Genomic DNA, 15,587 nt, shown 5'->3' on the forward strand with positions numbered 1-15,587 from the left:
GGGTTACACCCGGGAGAGTAAGTCGTTGCCACCCTTTATTATAGTCCTTGAGTCCTCAAAAAACTTAAGGACTTTTTTTATGCACTTTATTTTTTAAATGAGTTTTTATCTTCAATATTATCAAAAGAGTAAATCCTGACAGATATTATTTTATCTCATAATATCTTCTTCAAAGAGAAGCTTGATGTAATTTTCGTATCGTTCGACTGAAATCTCATCATTTTCTACAGCTTCTATAATGCTACAGTTAGGTTCGTTTACATGTTTGCAGTTATTAAATTTGCATTTACCTAAATAAGGCCTCATTTCTCGGTAGTAATGTGATAGTTCATTGTCTTCTATTCCAAGAATGCCAAATTCTTTGATGCCAGGAGTATCAATGATGAAGGTTGATTGATTCAGTACAAACATTTCTGCAAATGTTGTAGTATGAACTCCTTTGTTAGAGTAGGATGAAATGTTAGTTGTTTGTTGATTAGCTGTTGGAATGAGGGTATTTAGAAGAGTTGACTTACCAACTCCTGAATGGCCTGCAAATAAATTAGTTTTACCCTCTAGCTTTTTCCTTAGTTTATCAATATTGTATGTATCACCAATACTTGAGACTTCTATAACTTCATAGTCTATAGACTGATATATGTCTTTTATAACGTCTCTATACACTAATTGATCGATTGCTTTTATTTGATCGGACTTATTGATAACAATTAGAACAGGAATTCGAAAACTCTCAGCACTGACTAAAAATCTATCAATGAAACCAAGAGAAGTCTTAGGTTGATCGACTGTTACAATCAATACCGCTTGATCAATATTAGACGCAATGATGTGTCCAAAGTGGGTTTTTCTTGTTGATTTTCTAATGATATAGTTTTCTCGTGGTAATATATCAATGATTAAGTAGGTTTCATTTTTTTCTTCTTTTATAAAAAGCACTTTATCACCTACAGCGATTGGGTTTGTTAATTTAAAGTCACTTTGTTTAAACCGCCCCTTAAGTCTTGCTTGATATGCATGTCTATCTGAAAGTATAGTATACCATGAACCAGTTGACTTTATAATAATTCCCTTTTGCTCGTTCATTTTTGGTGATTTTGTATATGCTTAATTATTTTACTGCTACTACCTTTATTATCATTCACATATTTGATAGCTGCTTTAACTGAGTCAGAGTATCTATCTGAGTTATTCAATAGGTCATTAATCACTTGAGTCAATTCATCTGAATTTGATACGGAGTAGCTACATCCATACTTAGCAGATATAGTGGCTTCTGGAAATTTATTAATTTTAGAAACTTCACCAAAAAGTGTTGGCTTCAAGAAGGCTAAAGGCTCCAATATGTTGTGCAGGCCTTTACCAAAAGCACCACCAACATAAGATATATATGCATACTGATAAAGGCTTGATAGCATGCCTATATTATCTATGATCAGTACTCTAGCGTTTTTATATTGATTTATTTCAGAGTACTTTATGCATTCCAGTGTGATGGCTTCCATCCAAATATCAATGGATTTGCTTCTAATATCGTGTGGAGCAATAATATATTTCAAATCGGGGTGTGAATTAATAAATGGGATAAGTAAGGTCATGTCTTCTTCCCAGCAACTTCCTATAACAATACACTTTGCCCCATCTAAAAAGTCTTCAATGTCAGGAAATGATTTAGGGTTTTGACTAATTTCAATTACTCTATCAAATCTAGTATCTCCTACAAATGTGCAATTTTTAATATCGAGTTGTTGAAGAAGGGTTATAGAAGCTTCGTTTTGAGTGAATATATGATCAAATGATTTTAGTGATTTTTTAAATATTGAACCATACCATTTAAAATAGATTTGATCTGTTCTGAGTGCGGCTGAAATCAAATAAAGAGGAATTTCATTCTTTTTGCTTTCTGTAATAAAGTTGGGCCAGATGTCATACTTAACGAAAATCGCTAACGTAGGAGTAAGTGTGCTTATAAATTCTCTGGCATTTTGGACCGTATCTAGTGGTAGATAGATTTTATGCTCATTTTCTCCCAACTTAGCATGTTCATATCCTGATGGGCTAAAAAATGAAATCAGAATATGATAGTTAAGCTCATTCTTTAATTTTTGTATCACAGGTTTGGCTTGCTCGTACTCTCCTAAAGAGGCCACATGAAACCAGCAAAATTCCTCTGTGGTAGAGTTTCTGATTTGCTGTAGCTGTTGAAACCAATTTTTTCTAACAGAAAATAAAGTCTTGATCTTTGGAATCAATAAAGCAGCTATACGGAGTAATCCAATCAAAAGAGTCGTTAGAAATCTGTAAATAATCATCATATGACTCAAAATTAAATAATCCTCTCATAAGGCTTTATCTTTATCAAATTTAAATCTCTTATTTAACTAAGAGATCACTAGCTTATGCCTGTCGATGAATAGGTGAGCTTTAAATTTTTAGGTAGAATTTTATTTCTTAGAAAGGAAAAATGTTTTGATAAAAATAAAAATGTTCTTTAATTTAAAGTGTTTGAATGCATGAATTTGCGATTTTACAATAATATATTACTTGATACATCAACCTAAAAATATGAGAGTTCTATTTGTCTGTCTTGGCAATATTTGTCGGTCTCCACTGGCTGAGGCACTATTTCAAAAAAAGATAATGGATGCAGGCTTATCAGATAAGGTGAAATGTGACTCTTGTGGTGTATCAGACTATCATATAGGAGAGTTGCCTGATGACAGGACACTTGCTAATGCAAAAATGAATGGAGTTGAGATCAAGCATCGAGCTAGACAATTAAACAAAAGGGACTTCAAAAGTTTTGATTATATCTTGGCGATGGATAAGTCTAACTTATCAGAAATTAATAAATTCATGCAAATGCATCATATAGCGCATGATAATGTCCATCTACTAAGAAGTTTTGATCAGACAGAAGGTCAAGAAGTTCCCGATCCGTACTATGGAGGGGATGAAGGTTTTCAGAAAGTATTTGATATTCTATCGGATGCTGTAGATTCATTTTTAGTTTTTTTAAAAGAAGAAAAATTAGCAGAAGCTGATGCTCGATGATGTCAATCAGCTTTTTGATTTTGTACTAAAGGAGTCTCTAGGATCGGCTACTATTCTTGAAGATGCATTCATCCAGTCAGCTGGCCATATCAATACCATAGCCAAGCTGCAAACTAATAAGGGAGTCTTTATTTTGAAATGGAACCATGAAGAATTGAGTCCATATAAGGAGGAGTTCAAAGGACTACAATTGTTGGATTCTCTGAGTCAATTCAAAGTACCCGAACCGCTTCACTTCGGATCTAACTTATCAGTTAACTACCTATTGATGGAGTTTATCCCAGAGACTCCAAAAACGATAAAATTCTGGATAAACTTAGCTGAAAGCTTAGCAACGCTTCACGCGCAAAGTAATACACATTTTGGCCTTGATCATGACAATTACATTGGTGCATTACCGCAGTCAAACAAGTTTCATGATAATTGGATAGATTTTTTCATCAATGAGCGTCTTGAGCCTCAAATAGGGCTTGCCTATTATGAGGGATTGGTGGACCTGTCCTATTTAAAGAATTTTCAAAGAATTTATCCAAAGCTGCCCACCTTGATTCCAAAAGAGCTTCCGGCATTACTTCATGGAGATCTATGGAGTGGGAATATACTCGCTACTGGTGATGATATGCCAGCCTTAATCGATCCTGCGGTTTATTACGGTCATCGAGAGATGGAGCTAGCTTTCACCAAACTTTTTGGAGGATTTGAAAGTATCTTTTATGCGACATACTCTGAGATATTTCCACTCCAAAGTGGCTTTCAAATCAGAGAAGAGATCTATCTACTCTATCCACTATTGGTACATGCTAATAGCTTTGGGCCTTCATATCTGACTAAAGTCTCCCATATATTAAAGAAGTATCTTGGTTAAAGAATACTTCTAGATAATACTATCTGACAGGTATTGCGAGTGCGCTGCTCCATCAATACCTCCGCTTGATTGGTGAAATCTTGGATGAGTGTATCTCTATAATTCTTGATGGTGATAAGTTGTAGATCAGTATTATACCTGATCTGAAAGTCGCTTTGAAGTGTTTCCATTAACTTTTCTAGCTTTATTGGAGCATCGTCTATACTAATCGAAAAGCTTACTGCTGAGTTTTGCATCAAGTTGATTTTGATATTGAGTAGTGATAGGCTCTCAAATATTTTATGTAGATGTGTCTCATTTATGAAACTAAAGTCTCTTGTTTTAAAGGAAACTAAAGTCTGCCTGTCTTTTATGATGATGGCAGGGATATCTTCGTGATCACTTGATTGACTGATAATTGTGCCTGTATCATCCGGATGTAAAAATGACTTAACTAATAAAGGGATGTTTTTGACTGCTAGTGGGCGTATAGTTTTGGGATGAATCACGGAGGCACCATAAAACGTCATCTCAGCAGCCTCATCATATGAAAGCCTACTATAAAGTTTAGCTTCTTTTATACGTTTAGGATCGGCATTGAGCACACCTGGGACATCTTTCCATATGGTGACGTCTATCGCTTCGAGACAGTGGGCTAGTATAGCTGCTGTATAGTCAGACCCTTCTCTACCCAGAGTGGTGGTATGTCCATCAGCTGTGGAGCCTATAAATCCTTGTGTGAGTATTATTTTTTGGTCAGCTAAGAGCGGTTGTAAGGTGGCTTTCGTAGCTGAAATGGTTGTTTCCCAGTTGACTTTTCCTTCTCGATAAGTTGCGTCAGTCTTGATGATCGACTTAGCATTTACCCACGTGATAGGGAGATTATTTAAAATCAAAAAATCAGCAACAATAGTAGTAGAAATCAGCTCACCTAGACTGATGATTTGGTCATAGTAGAAATCATAATTACTGTCGTTAATATCGCCTTGAAGTATTTGCTTCAAAGACTTGATATAATTTCTAAGGGAAGTTTCCGTAGGAGTATCTTGCAGGTTGAGCGAACTCAATATCTCAAAATGATAATCAAAAAGTGCTTCAACTTGGTCTTCATAAAGGATGTTACTATATCTTGAAAAAAGGATTTTTTCGAGGTTATTAGTAGTCTTTCCCATTGCGGAAATGACGACCACTAAATTTTCTTGCAATCGATTGTTTAATATTTTTAAGAGGTTTTTCACCGCTGAGGCATCTTTTACAGAGGCTCCTCCAAATTTGAATACTTTTATTTTTCCCATAAAAATTTTAGTGCTAATTTCGATTAGTCATTACCCAAAACAATATACTACATGTCATCAGACAATAATCAATCTGATAAATCAAAATTAGGATATTCTGTAGGAACTACCCTAGATAGATTTATCAAAAGTAAGCAAGACGACTTCCCTTTTGCAAGTGGAGAGCTGTCTCAGCTGCTAAGGGATATCGCTCTAGCAGCTAAAATAGTAAACCGAGAAATCAATCGTGCTGGTTTGGCTAATATAGCGGGTGCATTTGGTCAGATGAATGTACAAGGTGAGGAGCAGCAAAAACTCGATGTGATCGCTGATATCAGATTTACGAGAGCCCTTACCAAAGGTGGAGAGGTGTGCGCGATCATCTCTGAAGAAGTGGATGAGATCATAGATACGGGCAAGCCAGAAGGAAAATATGTGGTAGCTATAGATCCGCTCGATGGGTCTTCAAATATCGATGTTAACATTTCTATCGGGACTATTTTTTCAGTTTATAGGAGAGTGTCTCCGATAGGAAGTGCCATCACCAAAGAAGATGTGTTGCAATCAGGATTGAAGCAGGTAGCGGCTGGCTATGTGCTGTATGGGTCGTCTACTATGCTCGTCTACACAACTGGCAATGGAGTGAATGGATTCACCTATGAGCAATCTTTAGGAGAGTTTTTTCTTTCTCATCAAAATATCAGAATACCAGAGACTGGTAAAATATATAGCATCAATGAGGGGTCTTCAAATCATTTTGAGCCGTCTATACAGGCATATATCAAGCAATGCAAGGATAAAGAAATGAGTGCTCGATACATCGGTTCATTGGTGGCGGATTTTCATAGAAATATGCTAAAAGGAGGGATTTATCTTTATCCTTCGACCAAAAAAGATCCTAATGGAAAGCTTAGATTGATGTATGAAGCACAGGCTTTGGCCTTTATAGTCGAACAAGCTGGAGGAAAAGCATCGGATGGTCAACGCAGAATCTTAGAAATAGAGCCTGAGAATCTTCACCAAAGAGTTCCTCTTTATATAGGCTCTAAAAGTATGGTAAATGAGGTGGAAGGTTATGTCAAAGAGCATTCAGTACATGCTTAACTAAAACCTTTGTACTTTTCTCTTAATGCTATTTTTTGCAATTGCCTTTGAATAATCAAAATAGACAAACTAGAAGCTATCTCATCGGGGCTAGCTTCTAGTAATGTCTTTTTTACTTTTAGCTCGCTTACATCTATTCGATATAGAAGATGTAGTAAGCGCTCCAGATTGGTGTCCAACAAATGTTTGATTATAGGAGTCAGCCATGCGAGAAGTATTTTCTCAGGGTCTCCTTCATCCTTTAACTTAGGTTTGTGTTGCAGTTCGAGCTGAAGCCCTTTACTGATCTGATCAATACTTAAGCTTATGATATCCTGACTATTCATCATCAAAAAAGGGAGTGATTAGCTCCCTTCATTTTACTCTGATTTTTTAGCTTTTTTGGGAGCCTTAGTTTTTGACTCGTCTTTAGCTGTAGTAGTTTTTTCTTTTACAGGCTTTTCTGCTTTCACTTCTTCTTTAGCCGGTTGAAGTACTTCTGGCGCATATTGCTTTAAGATTTTATACCAGCTTACGAGTTTTTTGATGTCTGATACATAGACTCTGTCAGCATCATACTCAGGTAGTACATGCTTGAGAAATGATCTCAACTCTTCATCAGAAGATTTGCTATCTAGGTCTATATCACCTTTAAATTCTTTTTCTATGATGATCATCACCTCCTCTAGAGGTTTAGTGCCTTCTGTGTCAGTAGTGTAGATTGATATCTCGTTGAGTATAGATACTCTATGACTTGTGCCAGCGACTAGTTTTGCCTTTTTATCATCGAGTGATTCTAAAATGACACCATTTTTCGTAGGCTTCAAGATCTTGAAAAGCCCACCTTTTCCAGCTATTGTTGCTAATTCTCTAAATTCCATATATAATGTTGATCAGGTATTTCAAATAGGATGCAAATAATGTGATAAAAATAGCGATATACAAATTTTAGAATCTCTTTGGCTCAAAGGATTCGCTCACTTCAGCTATGAAGTTGAGGACTTCTTCTCGTCCTGTTTTGTTTTCTGCAGATGTGATAAAATACTGGGGCATCTCTTCCCAAGATCTGAGGAGTGCTTTTTTCATCTGCGCTATTGTAGCTTGCGTTTTATTGAGAGATTGTTTATCCGCTTTGGTAAAAATCAGACAAATCGGTACGCCACTTTGACCTACCCAGTCGATGAATTCAAGGTCTACTTTTTGAGGTTCTAACCTAGAGTCAATGAGGATAAAGGTGCACAAAAGATTCTTTCTATTAGTTAGATAGTCTTTTATCATTTTGTCCCATTTGGACTTGATGTCTTTGCTCACTTTGGCAAATCCATAGCCTGGTAAATCCACCAGATACCAAGCATTATTGATGATGAAGTGATTGATCAGCTGTGTCTTGCCGGGCCTTCCTGAAGTTTTGGCTAGCTTACTATGATTAGTAAGCATATTGATTAGAGAAGATTTTCCCACATTTGATCTACCGATAAAGGCAAATTCAGGCTTGTCTTCTGCTGGGCCTTTTTTATAATCTGTATTACTGATGACAAATTCTGCTGAGGTGATCATGTGATATCGGGTAATGTGAATTTCAGAGGGTATTTTCCTCCGAACAATAAGAGTGGACAAAAGTTATTTAGTAATATTGCACAAAATTAAACAATTACCTTTACAAATAGCGCATGTCAGTAGTACCATATAAGGAGCAGGAGGCAGGAAAGAAGGAGCAAGTAGCTACGATGTTTAACAACATCAGTAAAAAATATGATTTGCTTAATCATTTATTGAGTTTGGGAATTGACATTATCTGGAGAAAAAAGGCTGTCAAGCAGCTTAGAGCTGATCAGCCAAAACTAATTTTAGACATCGCTACTGGTACTGGTGATTTTGCCATAGAGGCGCTAGCACTAAACCCTGATAAAATCATTGGAGTCGATATCTCGGAAGGAATGCTCAATGAAGGGAAAAAGAAGCTTAAGAAAATGAAGTTGGATCACAAGATCGAACTTCAGGTGGGAGATTCTGAAAAGCTGCTTTTTGAAGATAATAAATTTGATGCTGTCATCGTTTCATTTGGAGTTAGAAATTTCGAAAATCTAGAGAAGGGTCTAGCAGATATGCAGCGTGTATTGAGACCAGGGGGTAAAACTGTGATCGTAGAGTTTTCAAAGCCAAAGGCTTTTCCTATGAAGCAGCTGTATAACTTCTACTTCAAAAACATACTTCCAGGTATCGGGAAGCTCATATCAAAAGATAACTCGGCATACACATATCTGCCCGAGTCAGTGCAAGCGTTTCCTGATGGAAAGGACTTTTTGACTATATTGGAAAAAGTAGGGTTTAAAAACACAAAATGCATCCCACTCACATTTGGTATCAGCTCGATCTACATAGGAGAAAAATAGTTTCAATATTTTTTTTCATCTTGCTTATTTCATTTTCTCAGGGATGGGCGCAAGACACCAAATGGAAGACTAAGTATAAATCGGGAGATGATGATAAGCTCATCAGTTATGGATTTTTCTTGGCAGCTCATAGTCATTCCTACAGATTACGCTACTCTGAGGCTTTTTTAGATACTAGTAATGTATTCACGCGCAATCAAAAGGCGATCATGCCTAGGTATGCGACTGGTTTTGCGCTAGGATTTATTGGTAATGTAAGGTTGCATGATCAGCTAGATATCCGCATTACACCCAAGATCAGTTTTTATCAGTATGGTATAGAAGTCAGGTACACTGACGCACCTAGTGATGAGATTCTAATAGAAAACACCAAGGTAGAGTTTCCTTTACTTTTGAAATATAAATCTATCAGAAGAATGAACTCTCGTGCCTATATGATAGGTGGTATCAATCCTATGATCGAGGGTAGGAAGCGAGACAATATAGAAGTAGCGCCTATCAGTACGCTTACTTATGACTTAGCTTTAGAACTTGGGTTCGGTTTTGATTTGTATTTCGAATACTTTAAATTTTCCCCTGAGATCAGATACTCACACGGTTTGATTAATATTTTTGATCAGACTACAAGCAACCCAGAATTTGCTACGGGGATAGCTTCTATGAGGTCTCACACGATTACATTGTATCTAAACTTTCAATAAGACATGAGAAAAATCGCCCTTGTCACTGGCGCTACTTCTGGAATAGGTTATGCAACAGCGCTTACTTTATCCCAAAACGGTTATGATATCATCGCATGTGGGAGAAGAGCAGAGCGACTTGATCAACTAGCAAAGGCTATCGATGAGTCAGCTGATATTCTTCCTTTGGTCTTTGATGTGAGTGATAGAGAGGCAGTCTTCAAGAGTATCGAAGGCCTACCAGATCGATGGAGGCCAATAGATGTGCTAGTCAATAATGCGGGTAATGCTCATGGACTTTCTCCTATACAAGACGGCTCTGTAGATGACTGGGAGCAGATGATAGATATCAATGTAAAGGGCTTGCTCTATGTCTCCAAAGCGGTGATTCCTCAAATGGTAAATCGCAGATCAGGCCATATCATCAATATCGGTTCGATAGCTGGTAAGGAGGTCTATCCCAATGGGAATGTTTACTGTGCCTCGAAGCATGCAGTAGATGCTATCAATAAGGGCATGAAACAGGATCTTAATCCATGTGGCGTCAAGGTAACAGCCATCAATCCAGGTCTAGTAGAAACGGAATTTTCTGAAGTGAGATTCAAAGGTGATAAAGATCGTGCAAAGACGGTTTACCAAGGTTATCAGGCACTTCAAGCTACAGATATTGCTGAAACGATACTATTTGTGGTGACTCGACCTGCTCATGTAAATCTACTAGACATCACAATCTTCCCTACAGCCCAAGGAAGTGCTACTATGGTTGAAAAAAATCTAAAGTCTGGTAATTGATAGCATCGTTTCTTCATGAAGCTCATGTCCGCCATCAAAAGTGTGTATGCTTGGTTTGATGCCAATCTTAGAAAGTAAGGTTAGTTGATCATCAAATATTGATTGCTTGAAAAACTCATCTTGCTTGCCGTATACCAAGTGCGTATTGTCAGAAGAAAGCTTTTGATTTTCATCCCATTTCATATCAGGAGGAAATACTCCACCCCACAAGACTAGTTTGGAAAGGTCAAACTTTGTAGTGAGTGCCCAGCGTGCAGCTGTAGCAGCACCTTGTGAGAAACCAAGTAATGAAATAGGCTTATTTGAAGTCATTTCTTTATTTGCTATACTGTCTAGAAAGTTTAGATAGTTAGTAATTGCTATTTCACGATCATTGCTAGTCATCCAATGCGCTCCGACCCTTCCTGAGTAGCCTTCTAAGTAGTACTTATTTAAACCTTCAGGGGCAATGATATAATGTCCAGCATCCGCTAAGCTCTTAAATTTTCGAATGAAAAATTCTGCAAGCTGTCCATGGCCATGACAAACCACCCAAATAGATTTGGCCGTTTGAGCTTCTCCCAGGGTATAATATCTTCCAGTAAATTGAAAATTAATATGTTTGGCAGTACTCACTTGAGATCGTTATCCGAAAACTTAAATGGGAGTAAATTATCAATGTTTGCAGACACATAGACTCTGCCTTCTGGTGCTTCCATGAGGATTCTGATAGGACTAGATTGTTTAGTCTCATATTCAGAGATCGCTTGTCTACACATGCCGCATGGCGTCACTGGAACAGTTTCTGGAGCATCTTGCTTTCGCGCTACCACTGCTATAGCGGAGACTACGGCTTTTGAATCATTTGCAAAGGCATAAGCAAGAGCCACTCTTTCTGCGCATATACCTACTGGATACGAAGCATTTTCTTGATTATTAGCTTTGACGATACGGCCGTCTTTTAGACGAAGTGCGGCTCCCACCTTAAATTGGGAGTAAGGTGCATGGGCATTATTAGCCGCTACTTTAGCTTCTCTGATGAGTTCTTGGTCAGCTAGGGTTAATTCAGCATATTGATACTCCTCAAGGGATATGATTTTTTCTACTTTTCTACTCATGTTGATTGTCTAAAAGGACAGTAGTAACTCGCCCTACTAAAATAGGGTTTGAAATATGGTGAAAAAATTTGAATCTCTGTGAATCATTTTCATATTTAATCCAAATTGAAATGACATGAAGCAAGTTTTAATATTGGGTGCTGGGAAGTCTTCAAGTGATCTAATCGCTTATTTGTTGGATTATGCTAAAAATAAGTCGGTTAAGTTGATCATAGCAGATGCTGATCTGGCAGTTGCTCAACGACATGTAGGGATACATCCCATGGCAGAAGCTAGACGATTAGACGCAGGTGATGATTCGGCTAGGAAGGCTCTCATTCAAGAGGTAGATATAGTGATCTCTATGCTTCCAGCATTCATGCACATTACCGTAGCAAAGGATTGTTTAGCTCTTAGAAAGCACTTGCTGACGGCTTCCTACATCTCAGAAGAGATGAGAGCACTTGACCCTCCTGTAAAGGCCGCTGATTTACTTTTTCTCAATGAATGTGGACTGGATCCTGGACTAGATCATATGTCTGCTATGCGTGTCATCAAAGCTTATCAAGACAAAGGATTCGAGACTGTTTCATTTAAGTCATATTGTGGGGGACTTTTAGCACCAAGCGCTGAGAGGGACAACCCATGGCAGTATAAGTTTACTTGGAATCCACGCAATGTCGTTTTAGCAGGACAAGGGGTTTCGAAGTATTTAGAAGAGGGAGACTTTAAGTACATTCCTTATCATCAGCTTTTTAGTAGGGTAGATAAGCTTTCTGTGGGAGGAGTGGAATATGATGGCTACGCGAATAGAGACTCACTTAGCTATAGAGAGGTGTATGGATTAAAAAAGCTCAGAACTATCCTTAGAGGAACTTTGAGGAGAGTAGGTTTTTGTCAAGCTTGGGATGTCTTTGTGCAGTTAGGGATGACTGATGACACCTATTCTTTGGCATGGACAGGAGATTTGACGAAAAGAAAATTTCTAAATGCGTTTTTACCCTTTGATCCGAACGATTCGGTAGAATCTAAGCTAAGTAGGTTGATTCCTCAGAGTCAAGATGCTGCTATTTTTCAAAAACTAGCTTGGCTTGGGCTATTTGATCATGAAGTCATCACGCCAAGTAAAAAGACCCCAGCGGCTATTTTGCAGCATATCTTGGAGGAAAAGTGGAAGCTAAATGCCGCAGATCAAGATATGACGGTGATGCAGCACCTTTTTGAATTTGAAAATAAGCAATCAACTATCAAAGTCAGTTCAAGTATGGTCTGTATAGGAGAGAATGCTCAGCATACTGCCATGTCAAAGACCGTGGGGCTTCCACTAGCGATCGCTTGTAAACTTTTGTTAGAAAATCGACTTAGCCTAAGAGGAGTACAGCTTCCTATCTATGAAGAAGTCTATGATCCTATTTTAGATGAGTTAGAAACTTTAGGGATAAATTTTAAAGAAGTAGAATTCTAAAAGATGATCAGATAGTCTTTCAATAGACTGATGTAATCATTTGTAAAATTGTTCGATTCGTCCTTGATAAAAAGTGTTTGCTCTATTGTTGAGTTGATCGGTTTTTTGACAAAATGACAAATACTTCTTACGTTTCCTTTTTTTTGATTTTCAGCTAACAAGACTTCTTTTTGTATATACCATGAGAAAAAGCTCATCATTTTCGAGAGCTGAGTCATCTGTACCTTTGGCAGGATGATCCAAACGCTAGTATCTGCATGACTAAATCTTTCGATACCATTTACTAGGTCTTCAAATCTGAGTTCTAATAAATGCATCGCTTTGTTCTTATGAGCATCATGGGATAAAGGATGATTTTCGAAGTAAGGCGGATTGCAGATGATCAGGTCAAAGTTAGTCTGAGATTGATAAGTCTGAAGTTTTTCTCTGTGGATGAAAAGTCTATCAGACCATGGAGACTCACTAAAGTTAGCCTGAGCTTCTTCGAATGAAGCTCGATCAGGCTCTATGGCCGTGATCTGAGAAGCAGGATGGCGCTGAGCGAGCATCAAGGCTAAGACTCCTGTGCCAGTTCCAATGTCTAGTATATTTCTTGGATTTTCCCCTTCAGCAAGAGCTCCCAGAACTACAGCATCAGTACTGATGCGCATAGCAGACTGCGCCTGTCGAACACTAAATTGTTTGAATCTAAAAACATGCTCTTTTGCCATGATTAGACACTTTCTTCATAGCCATGATCAGCGGGGAGATTTGGACGCTCAGCAGCTGCTACAGCTAGCTGATCACATCGCTCATTTTCTGGATTTCCAGCATGCCCTTTGACCCAGTAAAATTTCACTTTGTGTGCTCGATATACAGGGATAAATCTTCTCCAAAGGTCTTCGTTTTTTTTGCCTTTAAAGCCAGTTTTAAGCCAATTCCATAGCCAGCCTTTTTCTACAGCATCCACCACATATTTGCTATCAGAGTAGATCATGACTTCAGATGGACTGACTTTGAGCGCTTCAAGCCCTACGATCACGGCTAAGAGTTCCATTCGGTTATTGGTAGTTAGCCTAAAGCCTTCAGAGAGTTCCTTTCGAAGATCTTTAAACTTGAGTACTACACCATATCCTCCAGGTCCTGGATTGCCTTTGGCAGCGCCATCTGTGTACATTACGATCATAAGGTAAATTTAATAGAAAGCGACCAATTAAAGAATTTAGCTTCAAAAACCGATCAGTGGAATCATTAGCCAAAAAGATTGCTTTTGAATAGCTTGATGGCGATTGATAAAAGGATGATTCCGAAAATTCTTCTCAATACATCTACACCAGTTTTACCAAGCTTGCGCTCAAGCCAGTTAGTGCTTTTCAGTACTACAAATACGATGATCAAATTGATCACGATTCCCAGAAGAATATTGGCTTGACTATACTCTGCCTTCAGAGAAAGAATAGTGGTCAATGTACCCGCTCCAGCAATTAGTGGAAATGCTAAAGGGACTATAGAGGCACTATTAGTAGCATCTGGATCTGGCTTGAATATCTCAATACCTAAAATCATCTCAGCTCCAAGAGCAAAAATGATCAGCGCTCCAGCGATGGCAAAATCTTCTACTCCTATGCCAAAAAGGCTCAAGATCGATTTTCCAAAAAGTAAAAATAAAATCATCAGTAGACCTGCAGCTATCGTAGCCTTTCCTGACTGGATGTGTCCAGCTTTTTTTCTCAGGTTGATGATGATCGGGATAGAACCCAAAATATCAATGACTGAAAATAGGATGAGTGTGACGGATAGAGTGTCTTTGATATTGAACATGTTGTTTGCTTGGCTTAATTTTCCGCAAAGGTAGCAAATATTATTTGGCTAACTGAAGTCAGCTAAGGTGTTCATCAAGAAATAACTTTAGCCTATCAAATCCTTCATCTGGTACAGCGGGGAAGTTGGCTATGCGAAATGTAGAGGCCTTCAAATCACCATATCCGCTACCAAGCGCAAGTTTATGCTCACTAGCTTGAGACTTGAGTTTTAGGATGATATTGGGATCTGCTACTATCGGAAATACTGTATGACTTTGGAGATTTTTATCCTTGATCAGATGATGTATTTCTGTCTTTTTCGTCAGGTATTGGTTGAAGTCTAAATATCTTTTATGTATGCGGTCATGTGTTTGGCGGATAGGAGCCATGTTTGCAGCTACTTTTCCCAAGAGGAAGATTCCTAGAACATTGGGTGTATAGTTTGTTTGAAAATTTTCCATCTGCTGCATGATGCTTAGAAGGCTATTGTAGTGTTTCTTTTCACCGATAGCCAATGCACGATCTTTAGCTCTTGGGGAGCAGATCATCACACCTAGTCCTGCGGGAAGACCAAAGCATTTTTGCACTGAGCCATACCAAACATCTGCTAAAGAAAAATCCATGATTACACCACCTAAACTTGAGGTAGTATCTACAGCTATCAGTAGTTCGGGAAATTTTTCTTTGATATGCTTTATAGTCTGCATATCTACTTGTGTACCATTTGAGGTTTCGTTATGCGTCAGAGCAATCAGCTCTGTATGCTTAGATATTTTGAGCTGATCTACTGCGATGCGCTCATTCATGTCAAATGGATGTGCGATGCTTTCTGGATGGATATTTCTGGCATAGCCGTACCATTTTTCCCCAAAAGCACCAGAAAACAAGTGAATAGAGCTACGTCTAACTAGCGACTGGGAGATGATCTCCCAGCATTCAGTAGCGGATGAAGTGAAGTAAACACCATAGTTGGCGGGAATTTCCAATTTCTCTTTTAGATCAGCAATCGTTTTTTCACACATGGACATAAACTCCGAGCTTCTATGATTAGCACTCAGAAGTCCTAGGTCATAGGCCTCTTGTACCCAAATGGGAACTTCAGCATAGACTTGTGATGGCCCTGGATAAAATGAGATACGCTGCTTCAT

Annotated in this window: 19 protein-coding genes; 7 read left to right on the forward strand and 12 right to left on the reverse strand. The window is 38.2% G+C overall.

Features of this window, described 5'->3' with window-relative positions; all coding sequences use genetic code 11:
- Positions 1-150: 150 nt before the first annotated feature.
- Entirely contained in the window at positions 151-1,083 is a 933-nt protein-coding gene (gene rsgA / locus I5349_RS00005) for a ribosome small subunit-dependent GTPase A (RefSeq protein WP_226388666.1), read from the reverse strand.
- A complete protein-coding gene (locus I5349_RS00010; protein WP_226388667.1) occupies positions 1,080-2,312 on the reverse strand; it encodes a 3-deoxy-D-manno-octulosonic acid transferase in 1,233 nt (410 codons plus the stop codon). Before I5349_RS00010 ends, rsgA begins: the two co-directional genes overlap by 4 nt.
- 250 nt (positions 2,313-2,562) lie before the next feature.
- Here I5349_RS00010 and I5349_RS00015 point away from each other — a divergent pair, with 250 nt between their 5' ends.
- The gene (locus tag I5349_RS00015) at positions 2,563-3,051 is read left to right on the forward strand and encodes a low molecular weight protein-tyrosine-phosphatase (protein WP_226388668.1); all 489 of its coding nucleotides are present in this window, start codon (positions 2,563-2,565) and stop codon (positions 3,049-3,051) included.
- A complete protein-coding gene (locus I5349_RS00020; RefSeq protein WP_226388669.1) occupies positions 3,041-3,916 on the forward strand; it encodes a fructosamine kinase family protein in 876 nt (291 codons plus the stop codon). The genes I5349_RS00015 and I5349_RS00020 overlap by 11 nt, the downstream gene beginning before the upstream one ends.
- Here I5349_RS00020 and I5349_RS00025 read toward each other — a convergent pair.
- A complete protein-coding gene (locus I5349_RS00025) occupies positions 3,913-5,190 on the reverse strand; it encodes an aspartate kinase (protein ID WP_226388670.1) in 1,278 nt (425 codons plus the stop codon). The genes I5349_RS00020 and I5349_RS00025 overlap by 4 nt on opposite strands.
- A gap of 51 nt (positions 5,191-5,241) precedes the next feature.
- On the opposite strand from I5349_RS00025, the gene fbp reads away from it, so the two are divergent.
- A complete protein-coding gene (gene fbp, locus I5349_RS00030) occupies positions 5,242-6,273 on the forward strand; it encodes a class 1 fructose-bisphosphatase (protein WP_226388671.1) in 1,032 nt (343 codons plus the stop codon).
- Here fbp and I5349_RS00035 read toward each other — a convergent pair.
- The 3 genes from I5349_RS00035 to yihA all read right to left on the reverse strand — a co-directional run bounded on the left by I5349_RS00035 (position 6,270) and on the right by yihA (position 7,809).
- The gene (locus I5349_RS00035) at positions 6,270-6,605 is read right to left on the reverse strand and encodes a hypothetical protein (RefSeq protein WP_226388672.1); all 336 of its coding nucleotides are present in this window, start codon (positions 6,603-6,605) and stop codon (positions 6,270-6,272) included. The genes fbp and I5349_RS00035 overlap by 4 nt on opposite strands.
- Positions 6,606-6,632: 27 nt before the next feature.
- On the reverse strand, positions 6,633-7,133 hold the full coding sequence (locus I5349_RS00040; RefSeq protein ID WP_226388673.1) for a DUF5606 family protein: 501 nt from the start codon (positions 7,131-7,133) through the stop codon (positions 6,633-6,635).
- 67 nt (positions 7,134-7,200) lie between these two features.
- The gene (yihA, locus tag I5349_RS00045) at positions 7,201-7,809 is read right to left on the reverse strand and encodes a ribosome biogenesis GTP-binding protein YihA/YsxC (RefSeq protein ID WP_226388674.1); all 609 of its coding nucleotides are present in this window, start codon (positions 7,807-7,809) and stop codon (positions 7,201-7,203) included.
- A 113-nt stretch (positions 7,810-7,922) separates the two neighbouring features.
- Between yihA and ubiE the strand changes: the two genes are divergently transcribed.
- The 3 genes from ubiE to I5349_RS00060 are packed head-to-tail and all read left to right on the forward strand — an operon-like array spanning position 7,923 to position 10,117.
- Positions 7,923-8,645 carry a bifunctional demethylmenaquinone methyltransferase/2-methoxy-6-polyprenyl-1,4-benzoquinol methylase UbiE gene (gene ubiE / locus I5349_RS00050; protein ID WP_226388675.1) on the forward strand — a complete coding sequence of 241 codons (723 nt, stop codon included), beginning with the start codon at positions 7,923-7,925 and terminating at the stop codon, positions 8,643-8,645.
- Complete coding sequence (gene porT, locus I5349_RS00055) at positions 8,594-9,346, forward strand: type IX secretion/gliding motility protein PorT/SprT (RefSeq protein WP_498366180.1); 753 nt, start codon at positions 8,594-8,596, stop codon at positions 9,344-9,346. The genes ubiE and porT overlap by 52 nt, the downstream gene beginning before the upstream one ends.
- A 3-nt stretch (positions 9,347-9,349) precedes the next feature.
- On the forward strand, positions 9,350-10,117 hold the full coding sequence (locus I5349_RS00060) for an SDR family NAD(P)-dependent oxidoreductase (RefSeq protein WP_226388677.1): 768 nt from the start codon (positions 9,350-9,352) through the stop codon (positions 10,115-10,117).
- Here the strand turns inward: I5349_RS00060 and I5349_RS00065 are convergent.
- Positions 10,100-10,732 carry an alpha/beta hydrolase gene (locus tag I5349_RS00065; protein ID WP_226388678.1) on the reverse strand — a complete coding sequence of 211 codons (633 nt, stop codon included), beginning with the start codon at positions 10,730-10,732 and terminating at the stop codon, positions 10,100-10,102. The genes I5349_RS00060 and I5349_RS00065 overlap by 18 nt on opposite strands.
- Positions 10,729-11,214: a cytidine deaminase gene (gene cdd, locus I5349_RS00070; RefSeq protein ID WP_226388679.1), complete on the reverse strand. Its 486-nt coding sequence runs from the start codon at positions 11,212-11,214 to the stop codon at positions 10,729-10,731. Before cdd ends, I5349_RS00065 begins: the two co-directional genes overlap by 4 nt.
- A 115-nt stretch (positions 11,215-11,329) precedes the next feature.
- Here cdd and I5349_RS00075 point away from each other — a divergent pair, with 115 nt between their 5' ends.
- Positions 11,330-12,658 (forward strand): saccharopine dehydrogenase C-terminal domain-containing protein, encoded by a 1,329-nt coding sequence (locus I5349_RS00075; RefSeq protein WP_226388680.1) that lies wholly within the window; start codon positions 11,330-11,332, stop codon positions 12,656-12,658.
- On the opposite strand, the gene I5349_RS00080 is transcribed toward I5349_RS00075, so the two are convergent.
- The 4 genes from I5349_RS00080 to I5349_RS00095 all read right to left on the reverse strand — a co-directional run bounded on the left by I5349_RS00080 (position 12,655) and on the right by I5349_RS00095 (position 15,587).
- Positions 12,655-13,368: a tRNA1(Val) (adenine(37)-N6)-methyltransferase gene (locus I5349_RS00080; RefSeq protein WP_226388681.1), complete on the reverse strand. Its 714-nt coding sequence runs from the start codon at positions 13,366-13,368 to the stop codon at positions 12,655-12,657. The genes I5349_RS00075 and I5349_RS00080 overlap by 4 nt on opposite strands.
- Before the next feature lie 2 nt (positions 13,369-13,370).
- On the reverse strand, positions 13,371-13,823 hold the full coding sequence (gene rnhA / locus I5349_RS00085) for a ribonuclease HI (protein WP_226388682.1): 453 nt from the start codon (positions 13,821-13,823) through the stop codon (positions 13,371-13,373).
- 65 nt (positions 13,824-13,888) lie between these two features.
- Positions 13,889-14,458, reverse strand: coding sequence for a MarC family protein (locus I5349_RS00090; RefSeq protein ID WP_226388683.1), 570 nt, complete (start codon positions 14,456-14,458; stop codon positions 13,889-13,891).
- Positions 14,459-14,516: 58 nt separating this feature from the next.
- Complete coding sequence (locus I5349_RS00095) at positions 14,517-15,587, reverse strand: aminotransferase class V-fold PLP-dependent enzyme (RefSeq protein ID WP_226388684.1); 1,071 nt, start codon at positions 15,585-15,587, stop codon at positions 14,517-14,519.

Source organism: Penaeicola halotolerans (assembly GCF_016464625.1).
GTDB classification, from domain to species: domain Bacteria; phylum Bacteroidota; class Bacteroidia; order Cytophagales; family Cyclobacteriaceae; genus Penaeicola; species Penaeicola halotolerans.